Source organism: Tsukamurella hominis, assembly GCF_965137015.1.
Taxonomy (GTDB): domain Bacteria; phylum Actinomycetota; class Actinomycetes; order Mycobacteriales; family Mycobacteriaceae; genus Tsukamurella; species Tsukamurella hominis.
Window position 1 is genome coordinate 1 of the sequence record NZ_CBCRZG010000029.1, and the last position, 16,483, is coordinate 16,483.

Genomic DNA, 16,483 nt, shown 5'->3' on the forward strand with positions numbered 1-16,483 from the left:
AGGTCCCGGGCGTCGTGTTGCGCCGCCGGTTCCGGCTCTCGGCCAAGGCTCTTCGTCCGCTGGAGCTCTACCTGCGGGGCGGGAAGATCACGGCGCGCGGCGCGGACCGCTGCCTGCGATTAGCCAGGCAACTAATATGGCGGATGTGCGTGTAGCGATGTACCTCCGCCAATCGTCCGACCGGATGCTCGACGAACTCGGCGTAGACCGCCAGCGTGAAGCGATCGAAGCATTCGCGCAGCAACGGGGCTGGACGATTGTGCAAACCTACGTCGACAACGACGTCTCCGCCAGCACGCGCACCCCGCGGCCCGCCTTCGAGCAGATGCTCGCCGACGTCCCGACCGGCACCTTCGACGTGATTGTGGCCCGCCACATGGATCGTCTGCTGCGGCAGATCGCCGAGCTCGAGCGGGTCCTCGAAACCTGCGCTCCGTCCGGTGTGCATGTCGTGACTGCGCTTGACGGTGTCGACACTTCCACTGACGGTGGGCGGCTTGTCGCCCGGATCCTCGGCTCTGTGGCGCAGGGCGAGGTGGAGCGCAAGAGCGCGCGTCAGCGTGCCGCGGCGAGGCAGGCTGCGGAACAGGGGCGACCGTTGACGGGGAAGCGGCGGTTCGGGTTCGAGAAGGGCGGTGTCGAGCATCGCCCGGAGGAGGCCGCAGCGATCCGCGACGCGTATGCCGCGCTCCTGGCTGGCGAGTCGCAGACGGTGATCGCGCGGACCCTCAATGAGGCCGGGCATCGCACGGGTCAGAACAACGTGTGGGACCGGAACAGTGTGCGGGACATGCTGATGAATCCGGCGAACGCTGGGCTGCGGCGACACCGTCCGTCGGGGGAGGCGGGGCTGTTCCGCGTTAACCCGGAGCCGTACATCGTGGGCCGCGGGAACTGGGAGCCGATCGTCCCGGAGGAGACGTACAGGGCGGCGTTGCGGCTGTTCACCGATCCGACACGGCGTAGGGCGCCGAAGAACGCGGTGGCACTCCTGACGGGTGTCGCCGTCTGCCACTGCGGTGCGACGGTGCACACCGGCGGCGCCCGAAGGGAGTACCGCATGTACCGGTGCCGCGACCACGCGCACCTGCAGCGGATGGCTGAGCCGATCGAGGACTACGTGCAGCAGGTGGTGGTGGCCCGCCTGTCGCGGGACGACGCGGTGGAGGTGTTCGCCCCGGAGATCGACACCGCTGACGATGCGGCGGAGGCCGACACGTTGCGGCGCCGCCTGCAGGACGTCGCCGAGGACTACGCCGACGGTGCGATGACCAGGCAGCAGTTCCGGGCGGCCAGCGACCGGATCAAGACCCGGCTTGATGCGTTGGAGGTCCGCGCGTCGGCGGCGATCGCCCACTCGACGGTCGCGCAGCTGGTGACCGCGGACGACGTGGGCGCGGCGTGGTTCGCCTTGTCGACCTCTGTCCGGAGGGGGCTGATCGGGGAGCTGATGCGCGTGCAGATCCTCGGGGTGGGGCGGGGGGTGCGGACGTTCCGCCCAGAGTCGGTGGTGATCAGGTGGAACGTCGACGAATGCGCCGTAGGCGGTTGACGACGGTGGGGGAGTAGGCGAGCGCCTCAGGTCGGTCGAGCAGCTGGTTCAGCAGCTGCGTGTACCGGACCGGCGAGACGTCGAACTGGGCGCGGATGGCGTCCTCCTTCGCGCCGCGCTGCTGCCACCACGCAGCTTCGAAGTCGAGGATGGCGCGCTCGCGGTCGGTGAGCTCGGTCATGCGCCGAACTCCGGGCCGTCGGGGTCGGGCTCGTCGCCGAGCGGCCACGGAAGGTGGTCGCTGGTGCCGGCTCCGCCTTCGTCGCCGTCGTCGAGTCCGCGGGGATCCAGTCCCTTGCGCCGGTAGCTCCTGCAGGCGGTGACCGGGAGGACCACCGGCTCAGCCTCTCGGAACTCTTCCCAGCCCTCGGTGGAGGCGCCGGCGGACTGCCACGTCCACCACTGCTGCCAGGTGTCGCTGAAGACGATCGCGCCGTCCGGCCAGCGGTTGGGGCCGTCGGGTGCACCGTTCGCGGTGAGGTCCTGCGCCGGCCGTGCCCACTCAGGACGGGGTGGCGGGGGAGGATCCCCGAAGTCCCTGTTGCGACCGATCACTGCCACTGCCACCACGCTCCATTCGTCTCGTACTCAAGTTCGGCGACCTCGATGGGGTCGAGCGCGTTGAGGCGCACTCGCAGCGTCCGCGCGTCGACCCACAGATGCTTGGTGAGAGTGTCGGCGCACCGGGTCCAACGGAACCCGTCGATCAGCCGCGGCAGGGGGATCAGCTGCCGGGCCGCGAGCTCATCGCAAATCCGCTCCTCGACCGGATCGGCTGGCAGGATCCGGCGGCGCAGGTGCCACATCTCGTGAGTGAGGGTGCATCGGCGCCCGACCTGGTTCAGGCGGGGGTCGAGCCAGATGGTGTCACCGTCGGTGAACCCACCGATACCTCCGGGGAGCTTGGTCCACTCGAGGCTGACGTCAGGGAACTCTTCTCGTAGCGTGCGCCAAGGGTGCCACGTGGGCGTTGGCTCGGTCGTCGTCATGCCCGATTTTGTACCGGACCCCACTGACAAAAATCGCTCTGACCAGGAACTACACTGTTGTTATTCCGACGTGAGGGTGTGCTCGATCGAGACGAATCTTCGCGCCTTCGAGGTTGAGCGTCCTACGGAGTCTTTCGAGGTGACCACGGAGACGATGACGATAACGTCCTGATCCACCTGGATGTCGTGGTTGGTCAGTGACGAGTGAGGGACGTCCGTGATTGTGACTCGTCCGCCCTTCGGGCCGCCTCGGACGACGATCTCGTTCGCGTCCGCATCCACCGCGACCACGAGCCCCTTGACCTTGCCGGGCTTCGTCTCGCTCTCGCCGATCGCATCGAATACCTGGCGCGCCCAGGCTAAGCCCTTCCCGCGCGTCAACGTCGACCTGTGGCGCCGGCCATCGTGGCCGTTAGCGGTGATCTCGAGGTCTAGGTTGTTATCGCGAAGATCCTTCGTGACCCGCTCCAGCTTGTCCAACAGCCCCTTGCGCTCGCGGGCGAACCGCGGGCTCGGCTCTTGCGTCTCGAGCCAGCTATGCAGTTCGATCACCTTGAGTATTGCCTGCTCACACTCGGTTGAGTCCGGCACCGAGATCTCGTTTGAGCGGTCGTCGGGGCTGGGTAACACGGGTCGGAAATGCACGATCGCGCTCCCTTCCGAGACGTCTGCGATGACGAAGTCGACCGACCCCGGGCCGGGGAGGGCCGCAGATAGCTCTTCTTGAAATGCGGGCAGGAGCGAGCCGGCCGAAGCTGGAAGGCCCCCGCCGTCCGTAGATGGGCCGATCAGTCGGAAATCGATGTGCAGTGGCATCGAGAAGTCCATGGTCTGCTCTCGCATTGCATCGACTAGCGACCTGCGCGCGACCTCAAGCAGGTTGTCGGCTGCTTCGTCTGGCTCGCTGAGCCACTCTGGGTCGCGGGTGCCTTCCAGCTGCGGGAATCGCTCTCGCAGGCTTCGCCTGGCTACTGCCACGGGTCCACCTCCAAGTATCCGCGCCGCGGTACGGCGTCTACTTCCAGCATGGGGCCTTTCGCGGCTCCCGTCGAGCGACAGCGCTGCCAGAAGTCGTCGAAGATCCCGCGCGACTCGACGTAAGTATGCTCGTCCACCGTCAGCGCGCGGGCTTTAACGGTAGTGAATGGGTGTCGCACTACGCTGAACGGCTCGACGTGGTAGTCGTCACGTACCTTCGCTCGCTTGCCGATCAGCTCCTTGACCCGCTTGGTCCCAGGCTTCCCATCGATCCTTCTCAGCTCCGCACCGTCGATCAGGGGGGAGATGTCGATGTCCTCCGGATCGAGTTCGGCCGATGCGAAGCTCCCGCCGACCCAGAAGGCCGTCAGGATGTCGGTGCCGAATCGCTCGGTCGCTCGTTCCCAGGCGTCGAGGTACTTCAGCAGTCCATCGAACACAACACGTCGTCGCACGCTGGATGTGTACCGCGGGGCGCTGACGAATTCGCTCTCGAGCTCGTCAAGGGAGCAGGGGTACCGGCCGAGTGGAAGGTGTCCATCGGGGCCGAGGGGTGGGATCATCTACTCCTCGCCCTCGTCAAGGCCGGCGTCGTCCGAGCCCTTGCGCTCGTCGTTCTCCCTCGCAGCGAGGTCGTAGTCGTTGCGCTCCCCAGCCCGGTACGGCTCGAAGTCCGCGGGCTGCCGAGCTGCGAGCCACTGCAGGTACCCGGACTTCTCCTCGTCGGTCACCACTGTTCCGTCGGGCCACTCGGCACCTTCGGGGTTGGGGTCGTCGAACGGATCCTGGGTGCCTCGCAGGTCATGAGGCTTGCCCTCGGAGGGCGCAAGGTCCTCAACCTGCTGGCGGCGCACCACTGTTGACGTCGCTTGGTCGACCATCTCCTTAAGCTCACCCATCCAGTAGTCGCTCGCGCTGATCGCGCCGTCCACTTGAGTGCGCACGTCGGGCAAGTACCTGTACTGGGCGACCATGTCCGCTGCGCCCTTCAGCATGTCGAGCAGCCCGGCGGCGAGGGTCGCGTGAACTTCCCGCGCCGGCGCCTCGAGCGGCATTGCGAGCGTCTTTTCGCGGTCGGCGTACCACTCTGTGAGCGTCTCGTGGGCCTTCCATTGCACCATCGTGGCGAAGTTCACCGCGGTGAGCGCGGTGTTGTTCAGTCCGATACGAGATACCGGGTCAAGCGGAACTTCTTCGAATGGGTGGGGGTCGAACAGGGGCTTCGGTGCGTCGAAGATCCCAAGGGAATCGCGGGTCTTCTGGTCTTCACGCGCCTCGTCCTCGGCGTCCTCGGTCGAGGTCGGCGGATCGGATCGGTCTGGTTGGTCGGCATCGGTAGCTCCCTTCATCCGTCGCAGGACTTCTGCGATGAGGTCGTCGTCGGACAGGGCTGACACGTCTAGGCCCAGTTCAACGACGCCATCTACCTCGTCTTGACGCAGATGGCCAGAGGCGACAAGCGCCTCGACAGGGGAGCGACCCCAGGTTCGCGCGATCTTCACTACCGACTCGGCGCTCGGGTTCGACCGTCCCGTCTTCCAGCGAGAGACGTTCCCAGCGTCAACTTCGGCTGCTCGCGAGATGGACACGCCCGATGCGTTGTCGGTTATCCGCATGAGGTACGTCCAGAAGCTCTCGGTCACCTCCAAAGCGTATTGCACAGACGCTGCCCAATTCGGCACCCGATCAGGTGTTGCGTGTGCGCAAGGGGTGAGGTGAGCGAACTACACGGTGGTATTTCAGCAGGTCCAGAGCGAATGACGCTTGCGCAAGTCGCCGTTACCAAACTGTGATCTCGATAGATTGCGAGAAGGCCTAGGAATGCGTACAGTCCTAGGTGTTCCCGCAAGACAGCAGGTCAGCGGGGAGAAATTAGGAGGGGAGCGTGTTGGCCACACTGCGGATCAACCCGGTCGGCCTCGCCAAGATTCGACGCCTCACTCAGACCTCGCTCGACCGCGAGTTCGCCGAGAAGATCCGCGTCGACCCGGGGACCGTCTCGCGAGTTCTGACGGGGAAGGCGGCACCGGGCCCGAAGTTCATCGCCGGGTGTGTCGAGGCGTTTGGCAGCGACTGCTTCACGGACTTGTTCGACGTCGTCCCCGACGACGACGCGGCATAGAAAAGGCCCCCACCTGCGCGAACAGGTGAAGGCCCATCAAGCACAACGAGAGATTGGAGTCTCAGTGCAGAACCAGAATACCAACGGGGTGGCATCCCTGTTCCAATACGGCACGCGGGTGATCCGCACTGTCGACATCACCGAGAAGCGCTGGGCGGTGGCCAACGACATCTGCATGGTCCTCGAGATCGAGAATTCGCGTGACGCCGTTGCGCGCCTCGATCCGAGCGACGTCCTGCGCCTGCGCAGGTCAGAAGGTGTCGGTTCAACCGACACCTTCTGGGCGCAGTTCGACGCCCGCGTCCACACGATCACTCTCATCTCGGAGGATGGCGCGACGGACCTCGTGCTCGACTCGCGGAAGCCGGAGGCCCGGAAGTTCCGCCGGTTCCTCACCCACGAGGTGTGGCCTGCGGTCCGCGATCACGGTGGGTACCTCACTCCGGAGAAGGTGGAGGAGGTCCTCCTCAATCCGGACACGATCATTCGGCTCGCTACGGACCTGAAGGCCGAGCGTCACCGCGCCGAGATCGCGGAGTCCCGGAACAACGTCCTCGAACTCCGCATCGAGCGAGACGCACCGCTAGTCGCGAAGGCGGAGGCGCACTCCGGCTCGAACGGCACGATCCACCGGCAGGCGTTCGCCCGCGAGGTCCAGCAGTGGGGAGTGCTCCGCGGTATCCGCATCCTCCATGAGCACGTGTACGAGATGCTCCGCCGCAAGGGCATGTTGGTCGCCGGCGAGCGGTCGGACCGCAACCACGCCACGGCGCACGCCGTGACCTCCGGGTGGGCGTGGACGAAGAAGGACACCACCGTCGACGGTCACGCTACCGCGACCACGTACCTGCACCCGAAGGGGCAGGACCTCGCGTGGAAGTGGATCACCGCGCACGTCGAGCAGTTCGGCACCCTCGCACCGCAGGACGTGGCCGGATGAGCAACCCCGACTACCTGTACCGCGTCGTCGTCACCGCGTACCCGGAGGGCTCCCTCGAGGTGGACCCGTCGGATCCGACCGGCGACACCCTGATCCCGCGCGAGGGCTGGGCCCCGCCCGGCTGGCGTCCCGAGGGCCGCTACGTCGAGATGCTCGGCACCTCCGACTTCGTGTGGCCCGTCACGAACAAGACCTACATGTCCCGGTCGACCGCGAAGAAGCGCGCTGACCTGCTGATCAGCTGCGGCGCTACGGCGCATGTGGAGCGGTCGAATCGCATCGTCTGGCCCGACAACACCGAGGAGCGTGCCGCATGACCACCACGATCCCGTCGTTCGAGGAGTACGAGCACGCCAGGCACGTCTTGGCTCACAGCACCGACTTCGAGCCTCCCGAGGTCAACACGGCGATCACGTGGATCAACGAGTTCGAGACCGCGGTCCGTGATGCGGTCGCCACCCAGTTCCGTGACCCGCGCCGCGCGAAGTTCATGTCGGACTCGATCCCGCACACGGTGATGCCGGCGTGGGAGGACATGTCGTCGTGGCTGCAGGAGGCGCTGTTCGACGCGGCGATGGCCGGGGCGCGCACCGCGCAGGGTGGTGCGCGGTGACCGCGGCGCTGGTCCGCGCGCTCCCTCGGGAGGACGGCGGCCCGGACGACCAGCTCGATCTGCCGATGAATGTGGTCGACCTGGCGCACTGGTTCGTCGGCGCGGACGGCGCGCTGATGGGTGCGGTCGTGCTGAACCACAAGGACTTCGCGGAGCCGTACACGCTCGCGTTGCCGGCGGACCGGATCGAGGTGATCGCGTGACCACGGAGGAACGCCGCCTGGCGCGCGCCGTCGCGCAGGCCGAGGTGATCCGCGCAGCGGCGCAACGACTCGCGGACGATGCGCCGCCGCTGTCTCAGGCACAGAAGGACCGGCTGACCGCGGTGTTTAACCGTGCGTCGGTGCCCAGGGTGAGGAGGGTCGCGTGATCTTCCTCGGAGTGGCGTTGCTGGCCGCGTTGCCGCTGGTCGTTCATGACCTGTTCGAGCGGGAGGCGGGGCGATGACGCCGGCGGATCAGCAGATGGATCGTGTCGTGGCGGCGCAGGCCAAAGTCCGCGCGCTGACGGCGCAGGACCTCGTGGATTCCGCGAGATCCCGGATGGAGTCGGTGCCCGGACCGCTTGGCGGCCCGTGGTCGCGGAGCGAGCTGAACGCGGGCGCGGCGACCGCGCTGGCGCAGGAGCTGCTCGACGAGCGCGCGGAGCGTCTCCGCGTCGCGGGCCGGGTGCACAACTTGGCCGACGACCTCGAGAAGTTCCTGACGCAGTGGACCGCGGACGACCTGTCGGACTTCGGGCTGGCGGAGCAGGTGGAGACGGTGATCGAGCTGCTGCAGAAGCAGGTCGAGGCGTTGAAGGCGGGCGTCCGGTGAGCGCGGAGGCGCAGCTGGCGCTGTGCGTGCTCGCCGCGGGTCTGGTCGTGGCGGCGGTGCTGTCGGCGGCGATGGCGGTGTTGCAGCGGCGGGTGAACCGGGCGGAGGCCGAGGCGGACGCGGCGGTCGAGGCGCGGTTCGGCCGGGACATGGCGGAGCTCGCGGAGGAGACGCACCCGAGATGACCGGGTTCCGGGCGCACGAGCTGGTGCGCGTGAACGGCCGGTTCGGCCACGTGATGAAGGGCCCCATGTCGACGGGGCGGCACCGGCTGTGGTCAGTGCGGATGTTCGACGGCCGCGCCGTGCTGGCGCGGGAAGACCTGATTGTCAGCGCCGAGGGGCGCAACACGAACGAGGAGCTGTGATGAGCAAGAAGACGATGAACCGGGTGTGGCTGGTGGTGGCCGCGGTGGTGGTGGCGGGCGCGTGCTCGTCGCCGGCGTGGGCGGACCCGTCGGAGTCGGTGTCGGTGGTGGAGACCGCGGACCCGACGACGGACCCGACGGGCACCGAGACTGTCGATCCGACGAGCACGGAGACGCCGACGGAGACGCCGGAGCCGACGCCGGAGCCGACGCCGGAGCCGACGGAGGAGCCGACGGAGACCGCGGCCGAGAAGCCCGCCGCAACCGTGACGAAGACGGAGACCGCGGCACCGCCGACGACCGTGCGCCCCGGGAAGGACGATCCGGCGGTGGACCCGTGCGAGTGGACCGGCAAGTACCGGCCCACGTGGTGCCCGACCGTGACCGTGGCGAAGGCTGCGCGATGACCGCGCCGCTGCGTCCGCACGAGTCCACGTGGGCGTTGCCGGACGCCGAGCTGTTCGATGACGCGGAGGGCCGTCGGCTGCCCGCTGACGCCGCGACGTTCGTGTTCGAGGCGGACGACCCGGCTGGCGTGGACGTCGGATCGGACGCCGCGCACGTGGCGGTCGCGCTCGACCTGGGCCCGATCCTCGGTGTCCTCGACCTCGTCGTTCCGGTGCCGATCGTGGTGCTGCGGGAGGCGTACTGCGCTGCGGCGTGGCACACCATCGAGGTCGGGGAGCTGATGGCGTGGGTGCCGGGCCAGGAGCACGTCACCGTCACGGTGGCGCCGGGCCCGGACGGGCTGACCGAGGTTCGTTCCGCGGGTGGGGTTCACCGGGTGCCGGCCGCGCATCTGCACCGCCTGCGCACCTTCGAGGAGGTGGCGCCTTGCTGACCGAAGCTGAAGTCCGGCGTTACCGCGCCATCGTCGACTACACGCCTTCGCGTGACCGCGACGTCCCGCATCGACGCGAGCCGCACAGGCCGTCGGTCGAGCTCCGGCAGCGAATCCGCGGCTGGTTCGCCGCCGAGGATGTCGACCCGCTGCAGCCGCTACCGTATGGCGTCACCGAATCGTGCTGCCGTGACCTGCAGATCGACCGCGACAGATTCCGCAGGAACCTACTGGCGATCCGCCGCGCCGAGGGCGTGAGGGTCCGGCGCGGTCCCGGCCCATGCGCGGGGGCCGCGGACCACGAGGTGCGCGCGATGGAGTGGCTGACCGCCCACCGCGTCGACTTCAACGAGAGGCTTCCGCGGGGAACTCTGGCGGCCGTCGCAGACGCCGCCGGGTGCACCTTGTGGCAGGCAAAAGCCGCGATCAGCCGATTGCGGGCCGCATCATGACCCCGGAGCAGGAGATCCGCCTCGCCGCCCTTGAGGTGGCGTGCGACTGGGCGGGTGACCACGCGCTCGAGGGTCGCGGGCATCCCGGTCCGGGTGCGGTGATCAACACGGCGGAGCGGTTCGAGCGGTTCGTCGCGACGGGGGAGACGGTGTCGCCGCCGCGCTGCCGGTGCGATGGGGATCCGGAGCCCGCCGAGGACGTGTGCGGTCTCGGTGAGGACCTCGCCGCGCTGCGGGGCCGGCTCGCGCCGACGCCGCTCGACGTGATGGTGGGGCGGCGATGACCGCGGCCACGGCGAAGAAGGACTACCGGCGGCTCATCGAGTGCCTCGACTGCGGGAAGTCCCGGCCGAACGGCGGCGGCGGCCGGTGCGGCACTTGCTACGACCGGCGTCGTCGCGGGGCCGCTCCGCTCACGGACAAGCAGGTCGCGTCGCTGCGGCGGATGGTCGGCTACCGCCCGGAGTGGTCGGAGCCGCTGCCGAAGGGCGGGACCTTGTCGGACGGGAACGCGAGGACCCGCGCGCGTATCGCGGCCCGTCTCTCCGAGCACGGGTGGCCGGCGACCCGGCTCCCCGACGGCGCGCTGACCCGGTTGAAGCGGGAGCTGGGGATCACCGACGGCCAGATGAAGTGGCACCTGCGGGAACTGCGGAGGAAGGCGTCGTGATGGGGAGCTTTGCTGTTCGCCGGATGGGTCCTGTTCGCGCTGGTCCTGGGCTGGCTGGCGACCGGGGAGTCGACGGGGCCGACGAAGACGGGGCTGGACGTGCTGCCGCCCAAGAACAACGAGGAGGACGAGAGATGAGCGATACCAACGAGGTCGAGACGCTCGACGTGTACGGGCGGCTGGCGATGCAGTCGGCGGTGGCGAAGGTCGTGAAGGGCGAGGTCGACGCGACCCGCGCGCTCGCGGCGGCCAGTCTGCAGCCGGGGGACCGGCGCGCGGCGCGCCACGACGGCGTGAAGCTGGGCGCGGTCACCCTGACCGACCCGTCCTGGCAGGCGACCGTGACGGACCGGGCGCAGTTCCTGGCGCACGTCATCGAGGCCCACCCATCGGAGGTGGTGATGGGCTGGCGGCCCCGCCCGGGCGTGTCGTGGGAGGACGTGGCGGCGGTGCTCGCCGAGTTCGACGAGGGCCTCGCCGCGGAGTACGTGGAACAGGTGCCGGCGGTGGCGGCGGCGTTCGAGTCGAAGGTCCTGGCCGCGGCGGCCGCGAGCGAGTCCGCGGTGGTGCCGGGTGTGGAGCGGTCGCAGAAGGCGCCGGTGCTGCAGGTGCGGTTGGAGGCCGCGGCGACGGACCGGGCCCGCGCGCTGCTGCAGGGCGACGCGATGCCCGAGCTGGGCGGTGCCGCATGACCGCGACGAAGACGGACCCGCGGGCCGAGGGGTTCGCGAAGCTGCGAGAGCCGTTCCCCGCGGAGCAGATCGGTGTGCTCCCGAAGCCGAGATCGAAGGATGCGCCGAAGGGCCGGTGCGACGTGTGCAACGGCTGGCACGGGCTGCCCGCGGTGCACCTGGACTACGTCGGCCACGCCGCGCTCACGCAGCGGCTCCTCGAGGTCGACCCGGAGTGGACGTGGGAGCACCAGGCGGTCGACCAGTTCGGCGCCCCGATCCTCGACCGCAACGGCGGCCTGTGGATCCGGTTGACGGTGCTCGGCGTGACCAGACCGGGTTACGGGGACGCGCAGGGAAAGTCCGGCGGGAACGCGGTGAAGGAGGCGATCGGCGACGCGCTGCGGAACGCGGCGATGCGGTTCGGGTGCGCGCTGGATCTGTGGTCGAAGGAGGACCTGCACGGCGCTGAGGAGCAGCGGAACCAGCACGACGACCCGGCGCCGCAGTCCGCGCCGCCGGATCCGCTGCAGATGGCGAAGGACCGGCTCGCCGCGGCGTGCCGCACCGCGGGCGTAGCACCGCAGACGGTCATCGACTGGGCGATCACCCCGTCGGGTCCGAACGGTGGTGTCGCGCTGAACGTGTGCACGGATCCGAAGGTGTTCGACGCGTTGGCGAAGCGTGTGCAGGACGGTGGGTTCGCGGAGCCGACGCCGGATGAGGCGAAGGCCGCGGTGCAGGGCGAGCTCGGCGGAACCGAGGTGCCGTCGTGAAGCCCGGCGACTACACCGAGGTCGCGGTCACCCGGAACAACAAGTGCCCGGCCACGCGCGGGCTGTCCACGGTCTGCAACCGCCCGGACGGGCACGCGGGAGAGCACGCTGATGTCTCCGAGTCGGGACTGGTGCTCGAGGTGTGGGGCAGTGCCGGCGCTTCAGGCGGCGCGCTGCTGACCGAGGCGCGCCGGAAGGGGCTGCTGCGGATCGTGGAGGCGCTCGACGAGATCGCGGCAGCGCAGGATCAGGCCGAGCGCGTCTTGCGTGAGCTGAAGCAGGAGTTCGCGGCCGACGCGTTGATGAAGAAGGTCCTCGATCGGACCGAGGTGCCGTACGACGACGGCACGTACCCGGTGGAGTCCGAGGACCCGGACGCCTGGGAAGCGGAACTCGAGGAGTACGCGTGACGGCCCCGCAGGATCTCCTGGCGCACGGCCGGATGCAGCGCGACGACGCGATGCCCCCGAACCGGGTGGTGCTCGCGGCGGCTAAGCGGCTGCAGCAGGCGTGCGAGCTGGTCCTCGACGGCACCCCGGCGACGGACCTCACCGTCGACGCGCCGCCGTGGGAGGACGTGCCGGCGGAGCAGCGGGAGACGTGGCTGTGGCTGGCCCGTGTAGCGCACGGGGTCGAGTCGTGACCGCGCCGCAGCTGACCGCGAACGAGGTGTCGATGCACCTGCTGGCCCTGGCCCGCGAGCTCGACCGCCTGACGTCGGCCCTGAACAACGAGGACGTGGACCTCGCGCGGATGACGGAGGAGCTGAAGCTCGCCGACGCGCGCGCCTTCCTCGGCGCCGAGGGCTCCGTGGATGCGCGGAAGGCGATCGCGGTCACGCAGACCGCGGAGCTGCGCGCCGCCGTCGCGGTGAAGGAGGCCGTCGTCCGCGGCCTGATCCGCGAGTCGAAGGCGCTGTACGCGCGGATCGACGTGGGCCGCACGCACGGCGTGAACCTCCGCTCGGAACTGAAGACCTTGGGCGTCCAGCCCTGACCACCTGACTTAGGAGAACGACATGACGAACACCATCACCATCGAGGGCCGCGCGACTGCCCCGGCCGAGCTTCGCTTCGTGGCCAGCACCGGAAAGGCTGTGGCCACGTTCACCGTCGCCGACGACTACGGCCACCGTGACCGTCAGACCAACGAGTGGATCAAGGACGGCGTGACGTTCCTCCGCGTCGAGGTGTGGGACTACCTCGCGGAGGCTTGCGCCGAGAAGATCGGGAAGGGCACGAAGGTCACCGTGACCGGCGCGCTGCGGCAGCGGGAGTACGAGCACAACGGGGAGAAGCGGACCGCGTACGAGATCAAGAACGTCTCGCAGGTGGCGCTGCCGTTGGACCGGTTCAAGCCGCGCGAGCAGCAGGGGAGCGGCGGGCAGTACCAGCGGCCGTCGCAGCAGCAGGACGATCCGTGGGGCTCGGCGCCCGCGGGCGGATCGTTCGGTTCCGACGAGCCGCCGTTCTGATGGCGAGGCTCATGGAGTGCGTGCTCACCAGACCGGTGCGCACCAGACACGGAATGTTCGTCGCCGGCCTGACGGTGCACGCGGACCTCGACGTCGCGGCCCCGGCCGGACAGGTGGAGTGCGTGATGTCGTCGATCGAGTCGGCGGCCGGCGTGCACGAGGTGCGGGCATTGGTGCCGGACTCGGCGCTGCAGCTCGGCGGGGAGGTGGCGGCATGACCACCGCAGTCGCAGAGCACCGTCCGGCCACCAAGCAGCGCAAGTACCGGCACGACGAGCTCACCGCGCTCGACCTGTTCTCCGGATTCGGTGGACTCACACAGGGCATCAAGCGCGCCGGGTTCGAGGTCATCATGGCCGCGAACCACAACCGCTACAAGGTGCAGGTCCACGAGCGGAACCACCCCGAGGCCGAGCACTGGGTCGCGGATCTCGTCGACGACGAGTCCGCGGACTACCACGACGTTCGCGACCTTCCACGCGCCGATCTTCTCGTGGCCGGTGTCTCGTGCGTGAACCACAGCCAGGCCAACACGAAGAAGGCGTACGCCACCGGAGCGTCCCTGTTCGACATGGACGACCCCGACTACGAGGAGCGGGTCACCAAGAGCGAGAAGGACCGCGCGACCGCGAACTGCGTGCTGCACTACGCGGAGCGTCACCGTCCGCTGATGATCCTCGTCGAGTGCACCACCGAGCTCGTGTCGTGGGGCCCGGCGGTGCCGGGGAAGAAGAAGGTCGGCGACGGCACCACGTACCGGTGGTGGCTGAAGCAGTTCGAGAACCGCGGCTACCGGTACAAGGTGCTGCGCCTCAACAGCATGTTCTTCAAGGTGCCGCAGTCCCGGGACCGCCTGTACATCGTGTTCTGGCTGGTCGAGGTCCCGGCGCCGGACCTCGATCACTGCCCACTGTCGTGGTGCCACGCGTGCGACGACGCCGTTGAGGCGGTGTGGTCATGGAAGACCGGTGTGCCGCCGACGGGATCGGTCAGGTACGGCAAGCAGTACGAGTACCGCTGCCCGCGGTGTCGGCGTGCGGTCCTGCCGCCTGCGACGCCGTCGCTCACCGCGATCGACTTCACGAACCTCGGCACCCGCATCCGTGACCGCGAGGCCGCGGGCCTACGGAAACTGAAGGACACGACGTACGCGCGGGCCGGGCGCTGCCACTCGCGGTTCGGGGACTTCCCGGCGGTGCTGATGCCGGCGAAGGCGATCCGCGGCGCTGAGAAGCACCCGTGGGAGCCGATGGCGACGCAGACCAGCCAGCAGGAGACGGCGATCCTGTCGACAGGGGCGATCATGGTCGCCGCGGGCAACACGTACGAGCGGCCCGGATCGGAATGCCGCTCGCGCGATCTGACAGAGCCACTGTGGGCGCAGACCGCGACCAACGCGGTCGGTCTGGTGACTCCGCCTGTAGCGATGGCGATCACGAACTACCAGGGCGCGCCCCGCGGCGTGGACGAGCCACTGCCGACACAGGGCGGCTCGGAGACGATGGCTCTGCTGTCCTCGGGGATCATTCCGTTCCGCCGGAACACGATTCCGACGGTGCACGCGGAGGCGATGCCGACGGTCACGAGCGAGCAGATCCCTGGCCTGCTGACGGCGGCTGGCTGGTTCAAGCAGAACGGGTCGGGTGCCGACGCTACGGCGCCGCACCCGGTCACTGATCCGTTCGGGACGCTCACGTCGCGAGACACGACGGGGATGCTGCTCGCGCAGTACCGGCAGTCCCTCGCCGAGGTGGAGTTGGACGACTGCTACTTCCGGATGCTCGGACCGCACGAGGTCGGCCGCGGCTGCGGTTTCGATCCCGACTTCGGCGACCATAAGGGCACCTTCGAGGTGTGGGGCTCTGACCGAGACCAGGTCGACGGCTACGGCAACGCGGTCAGTCCGCCGGTGGGCGAGTGGATCGGCGGGCGGCTGTATGCGGCGCTGCACGGCCGGGACCTGGTGGGTGCGGCATGAGCCAGATCAAGCCGCGGCCGGACCGCCTGACGAAGCCGACGAGCGCGCGTTCCCCGCGCCGGCCCGAGGGCTTCCCGCGGCCGGTGCGAGACCTCATCGACGCGCGTGCGGGTGGCGTGTGCGAACTGTGCGGCGTCCTGCCGGTGGCGCAGATCCACCACAGGCGGCCGCGGGGCATGGGCGGCACCAGCGACCCGAGCACGAACCGGGCGGCGAACGGCCTCGCCCTGTGCTCGTGCTGCCACGACGTGGTCGAGGGCCGGTCGGTGGAGCACCCGCAGCTGGGCCGGGTGCGTGGGTCGCGTGCGGAATCGGAGCGGAAGGGCTGGCTGATCTCTCGGCTGTCACCGGACGGGCCGGACGAGGTGCCGGTGTGGACGGCCGTCGGGTGGGTGCAGCTGGCGGACAGCGGCGCGAAGCGACGAATCGAGGGGAGAAGACCTTGACCTGGTTCAAGATCGACGACGGGTTCTGGTCGCACCCGAAGGTCGCGATGCTCTCCGACGGCGCGGTGGCGCTGTGGGCGCGCGCGGGCTCGTACAGCTGCCAGCACCTGACCGACGGTGCAGTGGCGCGGACCCTGCTGCGGATGCTCGGCACCGTCGAGGCGGCGGACGAGCTGGTGGCCGCCGGCCTGTGGGACGAGACGTCCGACGGGTGGGTGTTCCACGACTGGTCGGAGTATCAGGAGACCAGCGCTGTTGTGAAGCGGCGGCGTGACGAGTCGCGTGAGCGGCAGCGTCGTTCGCGTGCACGTCGCGAGGAAAAGCGCAGTGACACACAGGGTTCGTCACGTGGTGAGTCACAGAGCGTGTCGCGCGTGACCGATGACGTGACAGACGGTGTGAGTTCGCTACCCCCGACCCGACCCGACCCGACCCGACCCGGCCCTTCTTCTTCTGGGGTTACGGGGGGAGGGGCGGTTACGTCCGGTAACGCGCGCGAAGCCGCCGCCCCGCCGGGGAATCTCGATCCGTCGAACCCTCGCTGCCCGCGGCACCTGTCGGTGCCGGCGGCGGAGATGGGCCCGAATTGCCGCGGGTGCCGTCAGGTGCGGGAGTGGTGCGAGTCGGCGCCGGATCGCGGCAAGGCGGACGAGGTGGCGCAGCGCAGGTCTCGGCGTGAGGCGATCGATGCGTGCGGCCTGTGCGACGACACGGGGTACGTGCTGGGTGTGGAGCCGGTCCGCCGGTGCTCGCATCTGAGACCGGCGCAGGAATCGTGATCGAAATGTGTTCTCGGACA

Annotated in this window: 32 protein-coding genes; 26 read left to right on the forward strand and 6 right to left on the reverse strand. The window is 69.0% G+C overall.

All coding sequences use genetic code 11. The features are described 5' to 3' along the window. Positions 1-145 precede the first annotated feature (145 nt). A complete protein-coding gene (locus ACM9LD_RS22835) occupies positions 146-1,552 on the forward strand; it encodes a recombinase family protein (RefSeq protein WP_462933957.1) in 1,407 nt (468 codons plus the stop codon). Here the strand turns inward: ACM9LD_RS22835 and ACM9LD_RS22840 are convergent. Genes ACM9LD_RS22840 through ACM9LD_RS22865 form a run of 6 tightly spaced genes read right to left on the reverse strand, consistent with a single transcriptional unit; the run spans position 1,515 to position 5,162 of the window. Beyond that, the gene (locus ACM9LD_RS22840; RefSeq protein WP_415678811.1) at positions 1,515-1,733 is read right to left on the reverse strand and encodes a DUF3263 domain-containing protein; all 219 of its coding nucleotides are present in this window, start codon (positions 1,731-1,733) and stop codon (positions 1,515-1,517) included. The two genes, ACM9LD_RS22835 and ACM9LD_RS22840, sit on opposite strands and share 38 nt — an antisense overlap. Next, positions 1,730-2,113, reverse strand: coding sequence for a hypothetical protein (locus ACM9LD_RS22845; protein ID WP_415678812.1), 384 nt, complete (start codon positions 2,111-2,113; stop codon positions 1,730-1,732). Before ACM9LD_RS22845 ends, ACM9LD_RS22840 begins: the two co-directional genes overlap by 4 nt. Continuing rightward, positions 2,104-2,541, reverse strand: coding sequence for an ImmA/IrrE family metallo-endopeptidase (locus tag ACM9LD_RS22850; protein WP_415678813.1), 438 nt, complete (start codon positions 2,539-2,541; stop codon positions 2,104-2,106). The genes ACM9LD_RS22845 and ACM9LD_RS22850 overlap by 10 nt, the downstream gene beginning before the upstream one ends. A gap of 60 nt (positions 2,542-2,601) precedes the next feature. Next, a complete protein-coding gene (locus tag ACM9LD_RS22855; RefSeq protein ID WP_415678814.1) occupies positions 2,602-3,519 on the reverse strand; it encodes a hypothetical protein in 918 nt (305 codons plus the stop codon). Then, on the reverse strand, positions 3,510-4,082 hold the full coding sequence (locus ACM9LD_RS22860) for a DUF6932 family protein (RefSeq protein ID WP_415678815.1): 573 nt from the start codon (positions 4,080-4,082) through the stop codon (positions 3,510-3,512). The genes ACM9LD_RS22855 and ACM9LD_RS22860 overlap by 10 nt, the downstream gene beginning before the upstream one ends. Further along, complete coding sequence (locus ACM9LD_RS22865; protein ID WP_415678816.1) at positions 4,083-5,162, reverse strand: hypothetical protein; 1,080 nt, start codon at positions 5,160-5,162, stop codon at positions 4,083-4,085. Positions 5,163-5,404: 242 nt separating this feature from the next. Between ACM9LD_RS22865 and ACM9LD_RS22870 the strand changes: the two genes are divergently transcribed. The 25 genes from ACM9LD_RS22870 (at position 5,405) to ACM9LD_RS22990 (ending at position 16,463) form a co-directional block, all read left to right on the forward strand. After that, complete coding sequence (locus ACM9LD_RS22870) at positions 5,405-5,641, forward strand: helix-turn-helix domain-containing protein (protein ID WP_367582193.1); 237 nt, start codon at positions 5,405-5,407, stop codon at positions 5,639-5,641. A 64-nt stretch (positions 5,642-5,705) separates the two neighbouring features. Then, positions 5,706-6,581: a BRO family protein gene (locus tag ACM9LD_RS22875; RefSeq protein ID WP_415678817.1), complete on the forward strand. Its 876-nt coding sequence runs from the start codon at positions 5,706-5,708 to the stop codon at positions 6,579-6,581. Next, entirely contained in the window at positions 6,578-6,898 is a 321-nt protein-coding gene (locus ACM9LD_RS22880) for a hypothetical protein (RefSeq protein ID WP_415678818.1), read from the forward strand. Before ACM9LD_RS22875 ends, ACM9LD_RS22880 begins: the two co-directional genes overlap by 4 nt. Further along, entirely contained in the window at positions 6,895-7,194 is a 300-nt protein-coding gene (locus tag ACM9LD_RS22885) for a hypothetical protein (protein ID WP_415678819.1), read from the forward strand. Before ACM9LD_RS22880 ends, ACM9LD_RS22885 begins: the two co-directional genes overlap by 4 nt. Beyond that, on the forward strand, positions 7,191-7,397 hold the full coding sequence (locus tag ACM9LD_RS22890; RefSeq protein WP_114515563.1) for a hypothetical protein: 207 nt from the start codon (positions 7,191-7,193) through the stop codon (positions 7,395-7,397). Before ACM9LD_RS22885 ends, ACM9LD_RS22890 begins: the two co-directional genes overlap by 4 nt. Next, positions 7,394-7,564: a hypothetical protein gene (locus tag ACM9LD_RS22895; protein WP_415678820.1), complete on the forward strand. Its 171-nt coding sequence runs from the start codon at positions 7,394-7,396 to the stop codon at positions 7,562-7,564. The genes ACM9LD_RS22890 and ACM9LD_RS22895 overlap by 4 nt, the downstream gene beginning before the upstream one ends. Before the next feature lie 94 nt (positions 7,565-7,658). Next, positions 7,659-8,009 (forward strand): hypothetical protein, encoded by a 351-nt coding sequence (locus tag ACM9LD_RS22900; protein ID WP_415678821.1) that lies wholly within the window; start codon positions 7,659-7,661, stop codon positions 8,007-8,009. Continuing rightward, a complete protein-coding gene (locus tag ACM9LD_RS22905; RefSeq protein ID WP_415678822.1) occupies positions 8,006-8,194 on the forward strand; it encodes a hypothetical protein in 189 nt (62 codons plus the stop codon). The genes ACM9LD_RS22900 and ACM9LD_RS22905 overlap by 4 nt, the downstream gene beginning before the upstream one ends. After that, positions 8,191-8,376 (forward strand): hypothetical protein, encoded by a 186-nt coding sequence (locus ACM9LD_RS22910; RefSeq protein ID WP_415678823.1) that lies wholly within the window; start codon positions 8,191-8,193, stop codon positions 8,374-8,376. The genes ACM9LD_RS22905 and ACM9LD_RS22910 overlap by 4 nt, the downstream gene beginning before the upstream one ends. Further along, positions 8,376-8,783, forward strand: coding sequence for a hypothetical protein (locus ACM9LD_RS22915; RefSeq protein WP_415678824.1), 408 nt, complete (start codon positions 8,376-8,378; stop codon positions 8,781-8,783). The genes ACM9LD_RS22910 and ACM9LD_RS22915 overlap by 1 nt, the downstream gene beginning before the upstream one ends. Beyond that, positions 8,780-9,217: a hypothetical protein gene (locus ACM9LD_RS22920; RefSeq protein WP_415678825.1), complete on the forward strand. Its 438-nt coding sequence runs from the start codon at positions 8,780-8,782 to the stop codon at positions 9,215-9,217. Before ACM9LD_RS22915 ends, ACM9LD_RS22920 begins: the two co-directional genes overlap by 4 nt. Continuing rightward, the gene (locus ACM9LD_RS22925; protein ID WP_415678826.1) at positions 9,211-9,669 is read left to right on the forward strand and encodes a hypothetical protein; all 459 of its coding nucleotides are present in this window, start codon (positions 9,211-9,213) and stop codon (positions 9,667-9,669) included. The genes ACM9LD_RS22920 and ACM9LD_RS22925 overlap by 7 nt, the downstream gene beginning before the upstream one ends. Next, positions 9,666-9,953: a hypothetical protein gene (locus ACM9LD_RS22930; RefSeq protein ID WP_415678827.1), complete on the forward strand. Its 288-nt coding sequence runs from the start codon at positions 9,666-9,668 to the stop codon at positions 9,951-9,953. The genes ACM9LD_RS22925 and ACM9LD_RS22930 overlap by 4 nt, the downstream gene beginning before the upstream one ends. Further along, positions 9,950-10,339 carry a hypothetical protein gene (locus ACM9LD_RS22935; RefSeq protein WP_415678828.1) on the forward strand — a complete coding sequence of 130 codons (390 nt, stop codon included), beginning with the start codon at positions 9,950-9,952 and terminating at the stop codon, positions 10,337-10,339. Before ACM9LD_RS22930 ends, ACM9LD_RS22935 begins: the two co-directional genes overlap by 4 nt. A gap of 9 nt (positions 10,340-10,348) precedes the next feature. Beyond that, positions 10,349-10,477 carry a hypothetical protein gene (locus ACM9LD_RS22940; protein ID WP_415678829.1) on the forward strand — a complete coding sequence of 43 codons (129 nt, stop codon included), beginning with the start codon at positions 10,349-10,351 and terminating at the stop codon, positions 10,475-10,477. Then, a complete protein-coding gene (locus tag ACM9LD_RS22945) occupies positions 10,474-11,031 on the forward strand; it encodes a hypothetical protein (protein ID WP_415678830.1) in 558 nt (185 codons plus the stop codon). Before ACM9LD_RS22940 ends, ACM9LD_RS22945 begins: the two co-directional genes overlap by 4 nt. After that, the gene (locus tag ACM9LD_RS22950) at positions 11,028-11,786 is read left to right on the forward strand and encodes a hypothetical protein (RefSeq protein WP_415678831.1); all 759 of its coding nucleotides are present in this window, start codon (positions 11,028-11,030) and stop codon (positions 11,784-11,786) included. The genes ACM9LD_RS22945 and ACM9LD_RS22950 overlap by 4 nt, the downstream gene beginning before the upstream one ends. Next, on the forward strand, positions 11,783-12,196 hold the full coding sequence (locus tag ACM9LD_RS22955; protein WP_415678832.1) for a hypothetical protein: 414 nt from the start codon (positions 11,783-11,785) through the stop codon (positions 12,194-12,196). Before ACM9LD_RS22950 ends, ACM9LD_RS22955 begins: the two co-directional genes overlap by 4 nt. Further along, on the forward strand, positions 12,193-12,429 hold the full coding sequence (locus ACM9LD_RS22960; protein WP_415678833.1) for a hypothetical protein: 237 nt from the start codon (positions 12,193-12,195) through the stop codon (positions 12,427-12,429). Before ACM9LD_RS22955 ends, ACM9LD_RS22960 begins: the two co-directional genes overlap by 4 nt. Then, positions 12,426-12,782 carry a hypothetical protein gene (locus tag ACM9LD_RS22965; protein WP_415678834.1) on the forward strand — a complete coding sequence of 119 codons (357 nt, stop codon included), beginning with the start codon at positions 12,426-12,428 and terminating at the stop codon, positions 12,780-12,782. Before ACM9LD_RS22960 ends, ACM9LD_RS22965 begins: the two co-directional genes overlap by 4 nt. 22 nt (positions 12,783-12,804) lie before the next feature. Next, the gene (gene ssb, locus ACM9LD_RS22970) at positions 12,805-13,260 is read left to right on the forward strand and encodes a single-stranded DNA-binding protein (protein ID WP_415678835.1); all 456 of its coding nucleotides are present in this window, start codon (positions 12,805-12,807) and stop codon (positions 13,258-13,260) included. Next, positions 13,260-13,478 carry a hypothetical protein gene (locus ACM9LD_RS22975; protein WP_415678836.1) on the forward strand — a complete coding sequence of 73 codons (219 nt, stop codon included), beginning with the start codon at positions 13,260-13,262 and terminating at the stop codon, positions 13,476-13,478. The genes ssb and ACM9LD_RS22975 overlap by 1 nt, the downstream gene beginning before the upstream one ends. Beyond that, the gene (locus ACM9LD_RS22980) at positions 13,475-15,238 is read left to right on the forward strand and encodes a DNA cytosine methyltransferase (protein WP_415678837.1); all 1,764 of its coding nucleotides are present in this window, start codon (positions 13,475-13,477) and stop codon (positions 15,236-15,238) included. Before ACM9LD_RS22975 ends, ACM9LD_RS22980 begins: the two co-directional genes overlap by 4 nt. After that, positions 15,235-15,684 carry an HNH endonuclease gene (locus tag ACM9LD_RS22985; RefSeq protein WP_415678838.1) on the forward strand — a complete coding sequence of 150 codons (450 nt, stop codon included), beginning with the start codon at positions 15,235-15,237 and terminating at the stop codon, positions 15,682-15,684. Before ACM9LD_RS22980 ends, ACM9LD_RS22985 begins: the two co-directional genes overlap by 4 nt. Further along, positions 15,681-16,463, forward strand: a complete 783-nt coding sequence (locus ACM9LD_RS22990; protein WP_415678839.1) for a hypothetical protein — start codon at positions 15,681-15,683, stop codon at positions 16,461-16,463. The genes ACM9LD_RS22985 and ACM9LD_RS22990 overlap by 4 nt, the downstream gene beginning before the upstream one ends. Positions 16,464-16,483 lie beyond the last annotated feature (20 nt).